Origin of the sequence: Halomonas alkalisoli, from assembly GCF_021412585.1 — a bacterium.
Taxonomy (GTDB): domain Bacteria; phylum Pseudomonadota; class Gammaproteobacteria; order Pseudomonadales; family Halomonadaceae; genus Halomonas; species Halomonas alkalisoli.
Genome location: NZ_JAKCMI010000016.1, coordinates 66,525 through 82,775 on the forward strand (window position 1 = coordinate 66,525; position 16,251 = coordinate 82,775).

At 64.5% G+C, this 16,251-nt stretch carries 15 protein-coding genes; 9 read left to right on the forward strand and 6 right to left on the reverse strand.

Annotated elements, in window-relative coordinates; all coding sequences use genetic code 11:
- The first annotated feature begins 286 nt into the window (after nt 1–286).
- The 9 genes from nosR (at nt 287) to LY622_RS04960 (ending at nt 9,543) form a co-directional block, all read left to right on the forward strand.
- Entirely contained in the window at nt 287–2,428 is a 2,142-nt protein-coding gene (gene nosR / locus LY622_RS04920) for a transcriptional regulator NosR (protein ID WP_234289866.1), read from the forward strand.
- A 3-nt stretch (nt 2,429–2,431) separates the two neighbouring features.
- Complete coding sequence (gene nosZ / locus LY622_RS04925) at nt 2,432–4,321, forward strand: TAT-dependent nitrous-oxide reductase (RefSeq protein WP_234289867.1); 1,890 nt, start codon at nt 2,432–2,434, stop codon at nt 4,319–4,321.
- 54 nt (nt 4,322–4,375) lie between these two features.
- Nucleotides 4,376–5,683, forward strand: coding sequence for a nitrous oxide reductase family maturation protein NosD (locus tag LY622_RS04930; protein ID WP_234289868.1), 1,308 nt, complete (start codon nt 4,376–4,378; stop codon nt 5,681–5,683).
- Nucleotides 5,680–6,633, forward strand: coding sequence for an ABC transporter ATP-binding protein (locus LY622_RS04935; RefSeq protein WP_234289869.1), 954 nt, complete (start codon nt 5,680–5,682; stop codon nt 6,631–6,633). Before LY622_RS04930 ends, LY622_RS04935 begins: the two co-directional genes overlap by 4 nt.
- On the forward strand, nt 6,630–7,454 hold the full coding sequence (locus tag LY622_RS04940) for an ABC transporter permease (protein ID WP_234289870.1): 825 nt from the start codon (nt 6,630–6,632) through the stop codon (nt 7,452–7,454). Before LY622_RS04935 ends, LY622_RS04940 begins: the two co-directional genes overlap by 4 nt.
- Nucleotides 7,455–7,476: 22 nt before the next feature.
- Complete coding sequence (locus tag LY622_RS04945) at nt 7,477–8,082, forward strand: nitrous oxide reductase accessory protein NosL (protein ID WP_234289871.1); 606 nt, start codon at nt 7,477–7,479, stop codon at nt 8,080–8,082.
- A 75-nt stretch (nt 8,083–8,157) separates the two neighbouring features.
- A complete protein-coding gene (locus LY622_RS04950; RefSeq protein ID WP_234289872.1) occupies nt 8,158–8,526 on the forward strand; it encodes a c-type cytochrome in 369 nt (122 codons plus the stop codon).
- 85 nt (nt 8,527–8,611) lie between these two features.
- A complete protein-coding gene (locus LY622_RS04955) occupies nt 8,612–9,175 on the forward strand; it encodes a hypothetical protein (protein ID WP_234289873.1) in 564 nt (187 codons plus the stop codon).
- Entirely contained in the window at nt 9,175–9,543 is a 369-nt protein-coding gene (locus LY622_RS04960; RefSeq protein ID WP_234289874.1) for a DUF6164 family protein, read from the forward strand. Before LY622_RS04955 ends, LY622_RS04960 begins: the two co-directional genes overlap by 1 nt.
- Before the next feature lie 101 nt (nt 9,544–9,644).
- On the opposite strand, the gene LY622_RS04965 is transcribed toward LY622_RS04960, so the two are convergent.
- From LY622_RS04965 to ccmI, 6 genes are all read right to left on the reverse strand, one after another.
- On the reverse strand, nt 9,645–10,199 hold the full coding sequence (locus tag LY622_RS04965) for a hypothetical protein (RefSeq protein ID WP_234289875.1): 555 nt from the start codon (nt 10,197–10,199) through the stop codon (nt 9,645–9,647).
- A gap of 68 nt (nt 10,200–10,267) precedes the next feature.
- Nucleotides 10,268–10,618 carry a cupredoxin domain-containing protein gene (locus LY622_RS04970; RefSeq protein ID WP_234289876.1) on the reverse strand — a complete coding sequence of 117 codons (351 nt, stop codon included), beginning with the start codon at nt 10,616–10,618 and terminating at the stop codon, nt 10,268–10,270.
- A gap of 27 nt (nt 10,619–10,645) precedes the next feature.
- Nucleotides 10,646–12,328 carry a NapC/NirT family cytochrome c gene (locus tag LY622_RS04975; protein ID WP_234289877.1) on the reverse strand — a complete coding sequence of 561 codons (1,683 nt, stop codon included), beginning with the start codon at nt 12,326–12,328 and terminating at the stop codon, nt 10,646–10,648.
- A 338-nt stretch (nt 12,329–12,666) separates the two neighbouring features.
- Nucleotides 12,667–14,277 (reverse strand): cytochrome D1 domain-containing protein, encoded by a 1,611-nt coding sequence (locus tag LY622_RS04980; protein WP_234289878.1) that lies wholly within the window; start codon nt 14,275–14,277, stop codon nt 12,667–12,669.
- Nucleotides 14,278–14,546: 269 nt separating this feature from the next.
- Complete coding sequence (locus tag LY622_RS04985; protein ID WP_234289879.1) at nt 14,547–15,314, reverse strand: Crp/Fnr family transcriptional regulator; 768 nt, start codon at nt 15,312–15,314, stop codon at nt 14,547–14,549.
- Between the two features lie 28 nt (nt 15,315–15,342).
- Nucleotides 15,343–16,245 (reverse strand): c-type cytochrome biogenesis protein CcmI, encoded by a 903-nt coding sequence (gene ccmI, locus LY622_RS04990; RefSeq protein WP_234289880.1) that lies wholly within the window; start codon nt 16,243–16,245, stop codon nt 15,343–15,345.
- Between the last annotated feature and the right edge of the window lie 6 nt (nt 16,246–16,251).

Consider the following 16,251-nt stretch of genomic DNA (forward strand, 5'->3'; position numbering starts at 1 on the left):
CAACACCATTAACGGCGTTGCGCCCTGTTCTGTTTCAAACGCTCCCATTCCCCCTCGCCTTCCTCTATAGCCCAGCCCTTTCTTCGGTGCCTTAACGCACTCCTACCCCTTTGGGGTTACCCCTTCGAGGCTGACAGACGTCCGCTCCAGGCATGACCCACGTCAATTCGGGGCCGGTGGTGTACTGGCATGATGAGCAACACATCATAAAGATTCATTCCAGATACCTGTTCATTGCCTTCATCTGTCACACCTCCAGCAACAGGTTCGCAAGAAGGATCGCAACATGTCCACTCGGCGCAGCACTCTCGCCTCTCTCGCCTTCACCTGGCTGCTAAGCATGTTGATGCTGGTCGGCCTGCCTGCTCAGGCCTTCGAGCTGTCACAGGTGAAGGCAGGCTTTCCCGACGCCACTCGCCTGGCCGATGTGGAGGGCGAACATGCTGCCAAGGCGGTCTATGCCGGCGAGACGCTGCTGGGTTATGCCTTCGAGACCGATGACATCGCACCGATTCCGGCGTACTCCGGCAAACCGATCAGCATGCTGGTGGGAATCGACCTGGAGGCCCACATCACCCAGGCCACCATCCTCGGCCACGAAGAGCCGATCATGCTGGTGGGCATTCCCGAGCAGCGCCTGGTCGACTATGCCGGTGCCCACGCACCCCACCACGTCAACGAGCGGCTGCGCGTCGGTGAAAACCTGGATGCCATCTCCGGCGCCACCGTGACCGTAATCGTCCTCACCGAGACCGTGATGCGCTCCGCGCGGCGTGTCGCCGCCGAGCAAGGCCTGATCGACGACCCGCTGGCCACTCCGCCGGCCGAAGTACGCTACGACGTGTTTGAACCGGCCGACTGGGAAACCCTGGTGGGCGACGGCACCATTCGCCGCCTGCACCTGACCCACGGCGAGATCGACGAGGCCTTCGTCGGCACCGCGGCCGAGGATTACGCCAGCGGCCAGGATGCCGACAGCACCTTCATCGATCTCTATGTGACGTATCTCAACGCGCCTACCGCCGGCCGCAACCTGCTCGGCGACATCGTCTACGAGCAGTTGATGGAGCGCCTCGACGAAGGCGAGCACGCCATCGGCGTCATGGCCCAGGGCGACTACTCCTTCAAGGGCTCGGGCTACGTTCGCGGCGGTATCTTCGACCGCATCGAGGCCTCCCAGGGCAACACCAACATCGCCTTCCAGGACAGCGACCATCGACGCATCGTTCGCATGGGCATCGACGGCGCCCCCAGGCTGACCGAGCGCGATATCTTCATCATTCGCGACGACGTCGCATTCGACCCCGGCGAGCCCTGGGAGCTCGGCCTGCTGGTGCGCCGCGCCGCCGGCCCGCTGGAGACCGAATTCGTACGCTTCAACGCCCACTACAGCATCCCCGAAGCCTATATCGAGCGCCCCGAGCCCATGGTGGAAGAGGCGCTGTGGGTTCAGGTGTGGCGTGACCGCACCTTCCAGATCGCAATCCTGGGCGTCGGCCTGACCGTGCTGACCGCCATCATGCTGTTTCAGGACGTGCTGGTGCGCTACCCCCGCGTGTTTGCCCCGCTGCGCGTCGGCTTCCTGGTCTACACCGTGGTGTTCATCGGCTGGTACTCCCTGGCCCAGCTCTCGGTGGTCAACATCCTGACCTTCGTGCATTCACTGATGGGCGGCTTCAGCTGGGACTCGTTCCTCATCGACCCGATGATGTTCATCCTCTGGTCGTTCGTGGCGGTGACGCTGCTGATGTGGGGCCGTGGCGTGTTCTGCGGCTGGCTATGCCCCTTCGGCGCCATGCAGGAGCTGATCAACAAGGCCGCGCGCAAGCTCAAGGTGCCCCAGTTCGAAGTGCCCTTTGCCCTGCATGAGCGGCTGTGGGCGATCAAGTACATCATCCTGCTGGGGCTGTTCGCGGTATCGCTGCACTCGCTGGGGCAGGCCGAGCGCTACGCCGAAGTGGAGCCGTTCAAGACCGCCGTGACCATGCGCTTCCAGCGCGAGTGGGCCTTCCTGCTCTACGCCCTGGGACTGCTCGCCATCTCGGCATTCACCCACAAGGCCTACTGCCGCTACATCTGCCCGCTGGGCGCCGGGCTCGCCATTCCCGCCCGCCTGCGCCTGTTCGATTGGCTCAAGCGCCATCGCGGCAGCTGCGGCACCCCCTGTCAGATCTGTGCCAAGGAGTGCGAGGTCGCCGCTATCCATCCCGACGGCCGCATCAACGCCAACGAGTGCCACTACTGCCTGGATTGCCAGGTGACCTACCACGACGACCAGCGATGTCCGCCGATGGTCAAGCGCCGCAAGCGCTACGAGAAGGCCGCCAGGGCCTCATCGAAGAACGGCGGCGTCGAAACCTTCCCGGCCGATGCTGCGCAGGGCAGCCAGGCCAAACTGCAGCGCATTCCCACCCTCCAGGAGGAGTGAATCATGAGTGACAATGAAAACATCAAAGACCTCAGCCGCCGCAAGTTCCTGCGCAACAGCGCAGTAACCGGCGTCGCCGGGGCTGGCCTTGCCGGCGGTTTCGGTGCCGGTGCCATGATGGGCAGCCGCCCCGCCGAGGCGGCAGCAGGGAGCGAACACGAAGTCGCCCCGGGCGAACTCGACGAATACTACGGCTTCTGGAGCGGCGGCCACTCCGGCGAGGTACGCATCCTCGGCGTGCCTTCCATGCGCGAGCTGCTGCGTATTCCGGTCTTCAACGTCGACAGCGCCACCGGTTGGGGCATCACCAACGAATCCAAGCGCGTGCTGGGCGAGAACGCCCCGCTCAATGGCGACACCCACCACCCCAAGGTGAGCTATACCGACGCCCGCTACGACGGCCGCTACTGCTTTATCAACGACAAGGCCAATACCCGGGTCGCGCGTGTCCGCCTGGATATCATGCGCGCCGACAAGATCATCACCATTCCCAACGTCCAGTCGATCCACGGCCTGACCCTGCAGCGCGTGCCCAGCACCGAGCGGGTGTTCGCGGCGGGTGAAATGATCGTGCCGCTGAACAACAACGGCGACTACCTGGACGACCCGTCCCAGTACTGGACCATGATGTCCTGTCTCGATGCCGAGACCATGGAGATCAAGTGGCAGGCCATCGTCGACGGCAACCTCGACAACTGCGATACCGACTATACCGGACGCTTCGTCGCCGCTTCCTGCTACAACTCGGCCCGCGGCATGACCCTGCCGGAGATGATGGGGCCGGAGCGCGACTGGACGGTCTTCTTCGACGTTCCCGCCATCGAAGCGGCCGTTGCCGCCGGTGACTACACCACCATCGGCGACTCTCAGGTGCCGGTGGTTGACGCCCGCGAGCAGGCCCATGAGGGCCGCAACACCTTCGCTCTCTATGTGCCGACCCCGCGCAGCCCGCACGGCGTCAACACCATGCCTCCGGAAGGCAAGTACTGCGTGGTCAGCGGCAAGCTCTCCCCGACCTGTACCGTGATCGAGTGGTCCCGCGTCGGTGAGTGGTTCGACGGTGGTCTCGACGACCCGCGCGACACCGTGGTGGCCGAGCCGGAAGTGGGCCTGGGTCCGCTGCACACCACCTATGACAACCGCGGCAACGCCTATACGTCGCTGTTCCTGGACAGCCAGGTGGTGAAATGGAACGTGGAAGATGCCATTCGCTCCTACAACGGCGAGGAGGTGAACTACATTCGCGACCGCATCGACGTGCACTACAACATCGGCCACATCAAGGCATCACTCGCCTGTAGCCGCGACGTCGACGGCAAGTACCTCACCGCGCTGTGCAAGTTCTCCAAGGACCGCTTCCTGCCGGTAGGCCCGATGCACGCCGAGAACGATCAGCTGATCGACATCTCCGGCGAGCAGATGACGCTGATTCACGACGGCCCGACCTATGCCGAGCCCCACGATGCGCTGATGATCCGCGCCGACCAGCTCAACCCGTCGCAGATCTACACCAGGGACGACCCCTACTTCGCCGAAACCGTGGCCATGGCCCAGGCCGATGGCGTCACGCTTGAGACGGACAACAAGGTCATCCGTGACGGCAACAAGGTGCGCGTCTACATGACCTCCGTGGCGCCGAGCTTCGGTACCACCGAGTTCCGCGTAAAGAAGGGCGACGAAGTCACCATCGTGGTCACCAACATGGATACCATCGAGGATGTCAGCCACGGTTTCGCCCTGGTCAACCACGGCATCAACTTCGAGATCCATCCGCAGCAGACCTCTTCGGTGACCTTCGTGGCCGACAAGCCCGGCGTCCACTGGTACTACTGCAGCTGGTTCTGCCATGCCCTGCACATGGAGATGTCAGGCAGGATGCTGGTGGAAGCGTGATGTAACCTGGCCGGCCCCTCGGGGCCGGCCACAGTAATACCTGAGGTGACCGTGATGAAACATACTCTTCTTTCTTTTCTGGGTGGCTGCGCCCTGCTGCTGACGGCGACCTTCGCCTTCGGCGAGCTGCGCATCGAACCCGGCGACGGTCCTCTCCAGTTTCATATCGATGCTGCCGCCTCCGGCAGCGAGCTGACGCTCGCCGAGGGTACCCATGTCGGCAGTATCCAGATCGACAAGCCCTTGACCCTGCGCGGCGAACCCGGCGCCGTCCTCGATGGCGAAGGCCGCGGCGACGTGATTCGCGTCATGGCACCCGATGTCCGCATCGAAGGCCTGGCCCTGCGCAACTCAGGTTTCAACCTGACCGACATGAACGCCGGCATTCACGGCGAAAGAGGCGCCCACCGCCTGCATGTCGAAGACACCACCATGGACAATGTGGCCTTCGGTATCTGGCTGTGGCATGCGGAGGCACCGACCCTGGTCGGCAACCGCATCACCGGCAATACCGAGGTGCGCTCCCAGGATCGTGGCGACGCCATCCGGCTCTACAACATCGATGGCGGCCTGATCGCCGATAACGTCGTTAGTGGCTCCCGAGACGCCATCTACGTGGATACCAGCCGCGACCTGGAATTCCGCAGCAACCGGCTGAGCGACTCCCGTTTCGGCATCCACTACATGTTCACCCACGGCAGCCGCATCGTCGACAACCACACCAGCGGTACCCGGGCGGGCTATGCGCTGATGATGTCCCGGGACCTCGAGGTGCTGGACAATCGCTCCGAGAACGACAAGAACTACGGCATCCTGATGAACTACGTCAACTACAGCACCATCGCCGGCAACGACATCCGCGGCATCACCGCCTGGCAGGGTGCCGGCGGCGACGAGCACGGCGTGACGCTGGGAGCCGAGGGCAAGGCGCTGTTCATCTACAACTCCCAGGCCAACGAGATCCACAACAATCGCGTGGCCGACAGCGAGTTGGGCATTCATCTCACCGCCGGATCCGAGAACAATCGCCTCTACCACAATGCCTTCATCAATAACCGCCAGCAGGTGATGTACGTCTCTACCCGCACCCAGGAGTGGTCGGTGGACGGAAAGGGCAACTACTGGAGCGACTACCTGGGGTGGGACCTCGCCGGTGACGGCATCGGCGACACCGCCTACGAACCCAACGATGCCGTGGACCGCCTGCTGTGGCGCTATCCCAGCGCACGGCTGCTGATGCACAGCCCCGCGGTGGTGGCGCTGCGCTGGGTGCAGCGGCAGTTCCCGATCTTCCGCGCCCAGGGCGTACGCGACAGCGCCCCCCTGATGCGTGAACCCCAAATAGGAGGCATCCGCCCATGAATCCGGTGATCGAATGCCACGGACTCACCCTGAAAAATGGCGACCTGACCCGCCTCGATGCACTGGACCTGACCGTCAAGGAGGGCGAGGTGCTGGCACTGCTCGGCCATAACGGTGCCGGCAAGACCACCACCATGAAGCTGATCCTGGGGCTGCTCTCGCCCAGCGCCGGCTCGCTCTCGGTGCTCGGCGGCGCCCCCGATGGCCCCCACGCCGAGACGCTGCGTCGTCGACTGGGCTACCTGCCCGAGAACGTCAGTTTCTATGAGCAGCTCAGCGGTCGCGAGGTACTGACCTACTTCGCCCGCCTCAAGCGGGTGGACAGGCGTCAGGTGGATATGCTGCTCGAACGTGTCGGCCTTATCGAGGCCGCCGGTCGGCGCGTCAAGACCTACTCCAAGGGCATGCGCCAGCGCCTCGGCCTGGCCCAGGCCCTGCTCGGCGACCCACGACTGCTGCTGCTCGACGAGCCCACCACCGGGCTCGACCCCGCCGCCACCCGCGACTTCTACGAGACGGTCAGGGAGCTGCGCGAGCGGGGTTGCACCGTGCTGCTCTCATCCCACGTGCTGCCCGGGGTGGAGCCCTATATCGATCGCGCCCTGATCCTCGGCGCCGGCCGCCAGCTGGCACTGGGCAGCCTCGAGGAGCTGCGTGCGGAAGCCTCCCTGCCGCTGACGGTCAAGGCGCGCGGCAGCTGGCCCGGTACCGACTGGTCGAACGGCTGGGACGAGACCCGGGTGACGGCTCGCCATCTCAATGGCCACGCCCTGGAGTTCGACGTTCATCCATCGGCCAAGATGGCGGTGCTTCGGCGCCTCGCCGACGCCCCGGGGGTCGAGGACATCGACGTCATGCCACCGACCCTGGAACATCTCTACGCCCATTTTTCGGCGCCGGTGGCGTCATTGCCATCTCCATCGCTCCATGCTTCGCGAGGTGCGTCATGAACACAGCCCTGATCGTCGCCCGTAAAGAGTTCCAGGACGGCCTGCGCAACCGCTGGGTGCTGGCCATCGCCCTGATCCTGGCCGCCCTGGCGGTGGGCATCGCCTGGTTCGGCGCCGCCGCCAGCGGTGGCATGGGCTTCACGTCGCTGGCCACCACCGTGGTCAGCCTGTCGACCCTGGCGGTGTTCCTGATCCCGCTGATCGCCCTGCTGCTGGCCTATGATGCAGTGGTGGGCGAGCAGGAATCGGGCACCCTGCTGCTGCTGCTCACCTACCCGCTGAGCCGCACGTCGCTGCTGCTCGGCAAGTTCCTCGGCCACGGATTGATCCTGGGTGCCGCCACGGCGCTCGGCTTCGGCATTGCCGGCGTGGTGATCGCCTTGGGGGCCGAGGGCGTGGATATCGCCCAGCTCGCCGCCAGCATGGGGCTGCTGATTCTCAGCAGCGTGCTGCTGGGCTGGGTCTTCATCGCCTTCGCCTACCTGATCAGCGTCTGGGTGACCGAGAAGGCGCGCGCCGCCGGGCTGGCCCTGGGTGTCTGGTTCCTCTTCGTGCTGGTGTTCGACCTGGGGCTGCTGGCGCTGCTGGTCAGCGTACAGGGCGGCGGCGACTGGCTGCCCTGGCTGCTGCTGCTCAACCCCACCGACGGGTTCCGCCTGATCAACATGGTCGGCTTCGACACCTCCCAGGCCTACACCGGCGTTACCGCCATCGCCCAGGATAGTGCCTTCCACCTCGGCTGGCTGGTCCTGGTGCTGCTTGGCTGGATCATGGCCCCGCTGGGCCTTGCCATCCTGCGCTTCCGCCACCACTCGGCCTGAAGGGCCTACCGGAGATGCCCCGATGATTCGCGCCACCCACGCCGTTCGCTCGCTAGCCTTCGCTTTCACCCTGGCCCTGCTGGCAGGCTGCGGCAGTGACGAGGAGAGACCGCTGGCCCCGGCCCAGCCGATCACCGACGGCGACAGCTGTCACGTCTGCGGCATGCTGATCAGCGACCTGCCCGGCCCCAAGGGGCAGGTCTACCTGAACCGGGATGAGGCGGCGCGCAAGTTCTGCTCCACCACCGACATGTTCGCCTTCCTGCTGCAGCCGGAAAACGAGACCCAGCTTAGCCACGCCTGGGTCCACGATGTCGCGGTCACGCCCTGGGCAAGCCCCGCCGATGATGCCTTCATCCTGGCCAGCGAGGCCTGGTACGTGGTGGAGCATGAGCGCCGCGGCGCCATGGGACACACGCTCGCCTCGTTCCGCGAGCAACACCATGCCGACGCCTTCCGGGAAACCCATGGCGGACGCGTACTCGCCTTCCAGGATATCGACCTGGAGCTGCTGGCCAAACTGGGCCGGCAGGATGCCGACAGGCACAGCGAGAATCACGGCATGCAGAATGGCATGAGCCATGACGATGGCGCCCATGGCAGCGGCATGGAGGGGCATCAGCATTAGGGACATGGCATGGTGGACGCGGCATCCGGGGCTATGCTGTAGTCGATAGTGTGACAATTCGGGTAGGGGGTTCAGATGATGGTCGGCTTATCCAGGATGTTGGCCTTGGTGGTACTGGCCACCCTCAGCGCCGTCGTACTGGGCGAGGAGAGCGTCGACGTCAACGATGCCCAGGCGGCGAAGAGCGACGATTTCCGCTACGGTGGCGATCCCGACAAGGGCGCCGAGATGGGCAAGATGTGCATCAGCTGCCACGGCCACCAGGGCCGCAGCGTCACCTCGCGCTATCCCAGCCTCGCCGGCATGGACGAAACGCGTATCGTCGAGGGCATGAAGGCACTGCGCGCCGGCGAGAAGGGGCACCTGATGGCCAGCATGACCCGGGGCCTGAGCGATGAGGACATTGCCGACCTGGCGGCCTATTTCTCCAGCCTGGACCCCTGAGCCGCGGCCGTGCACGGGGCCGCGGGGTCGGCTCGCCGTGCTCGGGGTGCTACCATCGGAGGCTTGTCGCCCCAGGAACCCGGTCATGCTCCCGATCACTCGCCCCACCTTGCGCCACACGCCCTTATGGCTACTGCTTGCCAGCCTGCTTGCCGCCCCGCTGGCCCAGGCCACCAACTACAATACCAGCGATGTCGAAGCGCATGGCAACTGGCACTCCCTGACCCTGTCACTGGGTGACGAGCGCCATTTCCGCGCCTTGCAGGAGACGAGCTACAGCGACTCCATCCTCAGCCTGAACTTCACGCCCGGTGTCTGCGACCTCCCCTGGCTCGAATTGCGCGTGGAGCTCGACGAGCACCAGGCCGAAAGCCGGGTCGCCAACCTGGTGCCCGGCGATCTGCGGGTCGACCACGAGACCATTCACAACGGCATGGCGGAGTTCGTCACCCAGCGGGGCGACAGCGGCTTCTATGTCAATTTCTATCTCGACGAACAGGCGCTGCTGATCGAGGAGATGCGCGCGGGCGAGACGCTCCTGCTACGTCTCGATCGCGGCGAAGAGGACTACTGGTTCATGAGCTTCGAGCTGAACGGTGCCGATGCGGCCATCGGCCGTGCCGAGCGGCTGTGCGAGGCGGCCAGCTGATGGCGACACTGCTGTTTCGCTTTACCCATGTTTCCGAAGAGGAAGCGTGGGAAGTTCGCCAGCTGCTCGCAGAGCAGGGCTTCGACACCTACGAGACCCACGCCGGCTTCTGGCGGCTGGGCGTCGATGCCATCTGGCTGCGTGATGCCTCTCAACTGGAAGCGGCGCGGGAGGTGCTCGCCCGCTATCAGGCCGAACGGCAAGAGCGAGTGCAGCAGGAGCATGCGGACCAGGTCGAGCATGGCCAGGCGCCCACTCTTTGGCAACGCCTGCGCCAGCATCCCCTGCAGATGCTGCTGGTGGCATTGGCCGTCGTGGCCATGCTGGCGCTGACGCTGGTGCCCTTTCTCGGCCTGATCGAGGCCTGACGCCAGCATCCGAGGCGCCGAGAACGAGACAGCCGCCCTGATGGGCGGCTGTCATGGGTAGTGCTCCTCTTGGCAAAGGCTCCCCTTGGCGAATCCTCCTCTCAGCGAAACAGCTGGGTATCGAGATACTCCACCGACAGGTAGTCCTCGAAGGACCAGAGCCGCACGAAGCGTCCCCTTTCGCGGCCCTCGCTACCATCGCCCCCCCAGACGGTGAGGCTGCCGGGCTCTTCCGGCATACTGCTCTTCAGCTGCTCGAACCACCATTCGGCCATCTCTTCCTCCCAGGGCTGGCCGTAGCGTGCTTCGAGCTCTGCCTTCACGCTGGCGTAGTCCTCCACATTGGGGTGGAAGGCCACTACCAGGGCGAGCTGGTCTCGCCCGGCCGGAAAGACATAGCGCAAGTCGGTGACCGGCTCATCCTCGGCGGCGAGCTCACCGTCGATGATGAGGTCGTTGTCCTCGGTCTCCTGGACCGAGACGTTGACGACCTGATCCTGCTCCAGGCGCTCCAGCACCGCCTCGGAGGACATCCCGAAATCGGCGCTGCGATAACCGCTGGGCCCCTCCGATGCGACCGCGCTACCGGCCGTCGCCAATGCCAGTGAAGCCAGCAGTCCGCCGAACAGTGCGGCGGGTCGAGTGATTGTCGCCATGCGAATTCCTCTGTTTACGGTGCCCTGTTTACGGTGCCCATGGGCGCCACATACTTGTCGATGAAGACCTACTCGGCCTCAATGACATGGATCACGCCACGCATGTCGCGATTCTCATGGGGCTGGCAGTAATACTCATAGGTCCCCGGTTCCTCGAAGGTACGCTCCCAGCTCTCATCGGGGAACAGCCGGGGCGATCCCGTGTCCTCGTCGGGGAAGTAGACGTCGTGGCTCGTGCGTCGCTCTGCACTCACCCAGCGCACCGTCGTTCCCACAGTCACCTCCAGCTCGGCCGGGTGGAAACCATAGTCGAGCATTTCCACCTCGACGACATCCTCGCCGGCCTGGGCCGCCCCGCTGATCAGCAGGGCAACCAGGGCGGTGACAACAGCAACAGGTGTCAGAAGTCGTCTTGCCATGTGAACGTCCTCCTCCGTGACCCGGTATTACCGTGAAATGCGCGTGGCGTTGATTTCCACCATGTCTTCCTCGAAGTCGCCGGGAATCTCGGCGTCGAACACCAGTCCGTACTGCCAGGAGACGTGATGGAAGCGCGAATCGGCATGGTCATCGTGCAGCGCCACGTTGAAGCTGTACTTGCCATCGGTGGAAAGCGGCTTGTCGCCCTCGGCACCGGTACGCAGCGCGCGGGTCAGGTAGGCCGTCCAGACGCCGCCTTCTTCTTCGGCGCTGAACACGATGGCCTGACTGTCGGCGAAGTGACGCTCATCGAGGATATAGCCCGCCTCGGTGGAACCATCACCGCTGTTGAAGCGCGCCACATCCAGGTAGACACCACCGTCGAGAAGCTCGGCAATCTCCTGCTCTTCCTTCAGCTTGTCCCAGCCACCCCGTGCTGCACCGCGACGACCGCGAATCTCGATCTCGGTACGGCTCTCGGTGAGGTACTTGGTGACGCCCCCATTGCTCATCAGGTCGAGGCGCTCCGCCAGTTCACTTTCGGCCAGGGCCTCCGCCTCGGGGGCATCCGGCATATAGGTGGAGTCATGGTGACAGCTCGCCCAGCAGCCGGCCCGGTCCGCCATGTCGACCCGATCGTCCGAGAAGCTCACGGTGAGCTTCATGGGGTTGTCCGGGTCCATCATACCGCCATCGACGAAGGGCAGCGGCGCGTGCTCGCCGGCTTCCCACTGGAAGCGCATGAACAGGTAGTCGTCGTCGAAGGAGGCCTGCACGGTCATCGGAACATGGCCGCGCTTGTCGCCCAGGTCATAGGTCTCGATCTTCTCGGCGCTGACCGCGAGCTGCCCGATCTGCTCTTCTTCGCCCTGGTGACACCAGATGCAGCGGTCGCCAAAGCTGAAGGCGCGGCCGCCGCCATGCTCGCTGCCATCCTGAATCCACTCGATGGAAGCCTGGCCGGGCAGGAAGAGCGTCATGTCCAGCGCCGGCACGTCGTCCCAGTCGAGAGTGGCGGCGATATCGCCCTCTGCGGCGACTGCCTCGCCCCGCTCCTCGGCTTCCAGCGGCATTTCGGGTTCGCCGCGTTCGGCAAGGTCGGTAGCGGGCTCGTCGTGGTCGAAACGGGCCAGCCAAACCTCGGACTCGTCCCAATCCTGGGGCAGCTCATGGGCGATACCCTGGTGACACTCGATGCAGGTCTGGCCCTGCTCGAAGCCACGGGCGTGCTCGCGGGCGGCACGTGGCGCCTGCTCCTCGAGATCCATGGCCGACCAGTCATGACAGTTGCGGCACTCGCGGGAGTCGGTACGCAACATGGAGCGCCAGACGTTCTCGGCCAGGTGCAGGCGCTTGCCCTCGAACTTCTCCTTCGTATTGATGGTCCCCAGCATCCAGTGCCACACCTCACGGCTGGCCTCGATCTTGCGGATCATCTTCGGCCCCCAGGCATCGGGCACGTGACAGTCCGAGCAGGTCGCCCCCACCCCGGTGGCATTCTGGAAGTGTGGCCGCTCCTCGTACTCCTCGTAGACCCAGCTCATCTCGTGGCAGGCCGTGCTGCAGAACTTCATGCTGTTGGTGGCTTCCATCACCGTATTGAAACCACCCCAGAACAGAATGCCGGCAACGAAGAAAACCATGGCGGCGCCAAGCGATGCCCCCATGATGGTGATCTTGCGCCAGTTGCGAAGACGCTCCCCTTTCATGTCAGTCTCCCGAAATTGTCATGACACGGTTCTTGCTAGGAGCCTGTCGGGTTTGACCGATCGTCACGAGAGATTTGGATTTCGAGACAAGTTTATCGATCTGATGAGGCGAATAGCCCGCTATTTAACGAATCAGATCGAATGAAATTGGCCGAAATACCGGATCTCGCAGTAGATCAGTGTTAAGTCCGACAGGCTCCTAGAGTTAGCCTGCCTTGCCGCCTGGTTGAGGTGGTGTTGTCCGGCCCCTTGCTCAGTCGCTCCATCTCACCTGCACCTGAAACGACTGAAGAAGGAGCCGGGACGCCCAAGGACGCCCCGGCGGGTTCAGCAAGTGATCAGCCGATGTGCTTCTTGCGGTTGTAGACGTTGAACTTGCCGGTCGGCGTGTTCAGGTTCTCGATGACAGCCTTCACTTCCAGCGTCTTGTCGTCATAGACCACGATGGCGCCATCATCCTGGTGACCGCGGCCGCGGGCCCAGATGGAGACCCACACCTCGGTACCGGTCTGGTCGTACTCCATGTGCACGGCCACGGCGTCATGCTCGACCGGGCGGTCGGCGACATGGATCGGTGTCAGCTCGCGGGTCTCCTTGTCCATGACCATGACCCACTGGTTGACGTCGGCTTCCGGGTGCATGGCCTGGTCGATCCAGACATTGCCGGAATCGGGGTGGCTACGCACGAAGAGTCCGGGGCCGTCGGTCTCGACGCTGCCGCAGATCTCCCACGCCTGGTCGGGATGCCCTTCGGGGTCGTTGCCCCAGAAGGTCATGCGGCCTTCACCCAGGTGGGTGGTGCCGGCAACCGGGCCACACTCGGAGTCGATCCAGTTGGCACCCGGGCCCGGGTGGGGGATCTGGCCGGTGTTGAGCATGCCCACGCGCTTGCGGGTCTCGGTGTCGACGAACACCATCAGGTTGCTGAAGTTCGCCGCGATCTGGAAGTAGCGGCCGGTGGGATCGAAGAAGCCGTCATGCAGGAACTCGGCGGACTCGATGTGATCGATACGCAGGTTTTCCAGGTCGCTGTAGTCGACCTGCCAGATCTGCCCGGTCTCTTTGACGTTGACCAGCCAGGACGGTGCGTTGGGCGTGTTATACAGCGCCGCGACGCGGGCCTCGTGGACGTAGTTGCCCTCGGTGTCATAGCCGCGGGTGGAGACGACCTTGAGCGGCTCCATGGTCTCGGCATCGGCGATTACGAAGTGCGGCGGCCAGTAGGCGCCACCGATGACGTACTTGTCCTTCCACTCGCCGTAGTGAGAGACGGCCACGTCGCGGGCGTCGATGCCGATGAACACCTCGGCGGTCACCTGGGGCGGGTCCATCCACAGGTCGATCTTGGAGAGACGGCCGTCACGGCCCTGGACGTACCAGAAGCGACCGTCGGAGCTCTCCTTGGCCACGTGCACGGCATAGCCGGTCTCGGCCTCGGTGACGAGTTCCTTGGTGTCACCATCGATGATGCCCATGGCGCCACGGTCACGCAGGATGGTGACCATGAAGTTTTCCCAGTTGCGGTCGTGCTGGGGCTCGGTGGGCCACTCTTCCTGCGGCACCACGATCTTCCAGGTGTCGCGGATATCGGAGAGCGACATTTCCGGCGGCTCTTCCGGCGTCTGCTGGATGTACTTGGAGATCAGGGTGATCTCCTCTTCGTCCAGGATGCCGTCGAAGTTGTTCATCCCGCCTTCGGTGCCCAGCGTGATGATGCTCTCCAGACGACGCTGGCCCAGTTCCTGGGTCGTCTCGGGCAGCAGGTCCGGGCCGGTGGCGCCGCCACGCAGGGTGCCGTGGCAACCGGCGCAGCGCTGGAAGTAGATGGCGCCAGCCTGATCCATCTCTTCGGCTGTCATTTCCGGGGCCGCGGCGTGGGCGGTGCCCATCATGGCGGCCAGCGGGAAGCTGAGGGCGAAAATCCCCTTGCTCAATGCTCTCTTGTGCATAACGTGCCTCGCTTGGTTTCCCCTTCGGGTAGTACCTGGCGGGTGCCCCAGCCTGACCCCTTTGTTGGGTTCCAGTCGGTCATGGCCATCAGCCACCCTCCACCTGGACCAAGTAGAGCAGTTTTGCCGCCCCCCTCACTTGACCACTGTCAATAGATGCATCCTGGAGTTGACTTATGTCACAAGAGACGCCAAGAAATTTGCCGAAAGGCCGTCGGCCCGAAAGAATCGGGCCGACGAAAGGCAGCGGCAGGGGAAGGGTTCGGCACTCAGCGACAGGGCTGGATCATGCCGGGAACGGAGGCCTTCGAGCCTCCGGCAAGGACCGCCGGCGCCGCCGATGGCTGGCCGCAGGCATTGGCGAAATCGCGCAGGGCCGCCACATCATCGACCTGCACGCAGTTACGCTCGCAGCTGACGCCGACCTCCCGGAGGCGGGCCATGGCCCGGGAAAAGCTCTCGGGCTTCATGCCCAGTCGGCCGGCAATCAGCATCTTGTCGCAGGGCAGGCAGACGGTGGCCTGATGGGCATCGCAGGGGCAGAGCGAGACGATGAAGGACGCCAGTCGCTGATAGGTGGGCTGGTTGGTCAGCTGATCGAGCTGGCGCACCAGGTAGCGCAGCAGACCCGACAGGTTGGCCAGCAGGTTGAGCGCCAGGCCGTGGTTCTGCTCCAGGGTGGTGAGGAAGTGGTCGGCGGTAAAGACCAGCAGCCGGGCATCCTCGGCCACCGCGGCATGCACCGGGAAGCCGAGGCGGTCGAACATCGCCGCCTCGGCGAAGGACTCGCCGCGGGTGAATAGCCCGACCATGCACTCGTTGCCGTCGGGGCTCTCGCGGAACAGCTTGACCCAGCCATCCAGCACCACATAGAAGCGATCCGCCGGCTCGCCCTCACTGAACAGCAGCGTGCCACGTCGATAGCTGCGCTCCACGGCGCCACCGGTCAACAGCGCCAGGGTCTCGTCCCCCAGCCCTCGGAACAGGGGCACCCGCCGAACGGCCTGCAGTGCCTCACGGCTCAATGTCGGCCTCATGACCACCTCCTCGAATATGGCTTCACGTTCAGCCCTCCGCAGCGGACAGGCCCACCTGGGACAGGTTGCCGCGGATGATGTCTGCCTCCGGCGAATCGCCCGGCAGCACCCCGAGCAGATGTTCCCAGTGGCGTCGTGCGGCCTCGAAGTCCGCCTCCTCGAACGCCAGGGAGCCGGCCATCCACAGCCCCTGGGCGTGGTCGGGGTCGATGGAAAGCGCCCGCTCGATCAGCTCACGGGGCTCCCCCTCCAGGCTGCCCTGCCGCTCCGCCAGCACATCCGCATAGCGGGTCAACAGGTTCGGATCGCGATCGCCGCCGTGGACCATCGCCTCGCGGAAGGCACGCTCCGCCGCCGCCAGGTCATCCAGGAATGTCAGTGTCCGGCCGAGCAGGATCCAGCCCTCGAGATCATCGGGGTTCTGTGCGAGCCGACCTTGCAGCTGCTGCGAAAGCAGCTCGAACTGACGCTGCATTCCCTCCTCATTGACCGGCTGGGACTCCGGCATGCTGGCCACTTCACCCGGCGGGAGCTGGGTGGCAAAGACCTCATCGGCATAGCCCACGCCCAGGTAGATGCCCACGGCCATGAACGGCACCAGGGCAACGCTGGCGAAGGCGGCAACGCCTGCCATGCGGCTTGGCCCGCGACCTTCTCCGGCCGATGCCTCGCCGGCATCCGCCTCGAAGGCGCCGCTGTCGAGCAGTTCACGCTCGAGATCCGCCAGCGCGGTATCGTACTGCGCCTGGGTCAGGGTGCCGGCCGCCAGGTCCTGGTCGAGTTCGCGGACGCGATCACGATGCACCGTCAGGTTGATCGCCAGGCGCGAATGGCCCGCCTCCCCACGCGGCTCGCGCAGCAGCGGATAGACCACGAAGGCCAGCGCCATCACGCAGAGCACCATGGCAAATAGCAGGAATATTCCGTTCATCATCGC

Bases quoted from the DNA above. Each gene is read 5' to 3' on its own strand.
- nosR (WP_234289866.1), top strand. From the start codon at position 287: ATGTCCACTCGGCGCAGCACTCTCGCCTCTCTCGCCTTCACCTGGCTG.
- nosZ (WP_234289867.1), top strand. From the start codon at position 2,432: ATGAGTGACAATGAAAACATCAAAGACCTCAGCCGCCGCAAGTTCCTG.
- LY622_RS04930 (WP_234289868.1), top strand. From the start codon at position 4,376: ATGAAACATACTCTTCTTTCTTTTCTGGGTGGCTGCGCCCTGCTGCTG.
- LY622_RS04935 (WP_234289869.1), top strand. From the start codon at position 5,680: ATGAATCCGGTGATCGAATGCCACGGACTCACCCTGAAAAATGGCGAC.
- LY622_RS04940 (WP_234289870.1), top strand. From the start codon at position 6,630: ATGAACACAGCCCTGATCGTCGCCCGTAAAGAGTTCCAGGACGGCCTG.
- LY622_RS04945 (WP_234289871.1), top strand. From the start codon at position 7,477: ATGATTCGCGCCACCCACGCCGTTCGCTCGCTAGCCTTCGCTTTCACC.
- LY622_RS04950 (WP_234289872.1), top strand. From the start codon at position 8,158: ATGATGGTCGGCTTATCCAGGATGTTGGCCTTGGTGGTACTGGCCACC.
- LY622_RS04955 (WP_234289873.1), top strand. From the start codon at position 8,612: ATGCTCCCGATCACTCGCCCCACCTTGCGCCACACGCCCTTATGGCTA.
- LY622_RS04960 (WP_234289874.1), top strand. From the start codon at position 9,175: ATGGCGACACTGCTGTTTCGCTTTACCCATGTTTCCGAAGAGGAAGCG.
- LY622_RS04965 (WP_234289875.1), bottom strand. From the start codon at position 10,199: ATGGCGACAATCACTCGACCCGCCGCACTGTTCGGCGGACTGCTGGCT.
- LY622_RS04970 (WP_234289876.1), bottom strand. From the start codon at position 10,618: ATGGCAAGACGACTTCTGACACCTGTTGCTGTTGTCACCGCCCTGGTT.
- LY622_RS04975 (WP_234289877.1), bottom strand. From the start codon at position 12,328: ATGAAAGGGGAGCGTCTTCGCAACTGGCGCAAGATCACCATCATGGGG.
- LY622_RS04980 (WP_234289878.1), bottom strand. From the start codon at position 14,277: ATGCACAAGAGAGCATTGAGCAAGGGGATTTTCGCCCTCAGCTTCCCG.
- LY622_RS04985 (WP_234289879.1), bottom strand. From the start codon at position 15,314: ATGAGGCCGACATTGAGCCGTGAGGCACTGCAGGCCGTTCGGCGGGTG.
- ccmI (WP_234289880.1), bottom strand. From the start codon at position 16,245: ATGAACGGAATATTCCTGCTATTTGCCATGGTGCTCTGCGTGATGGCG.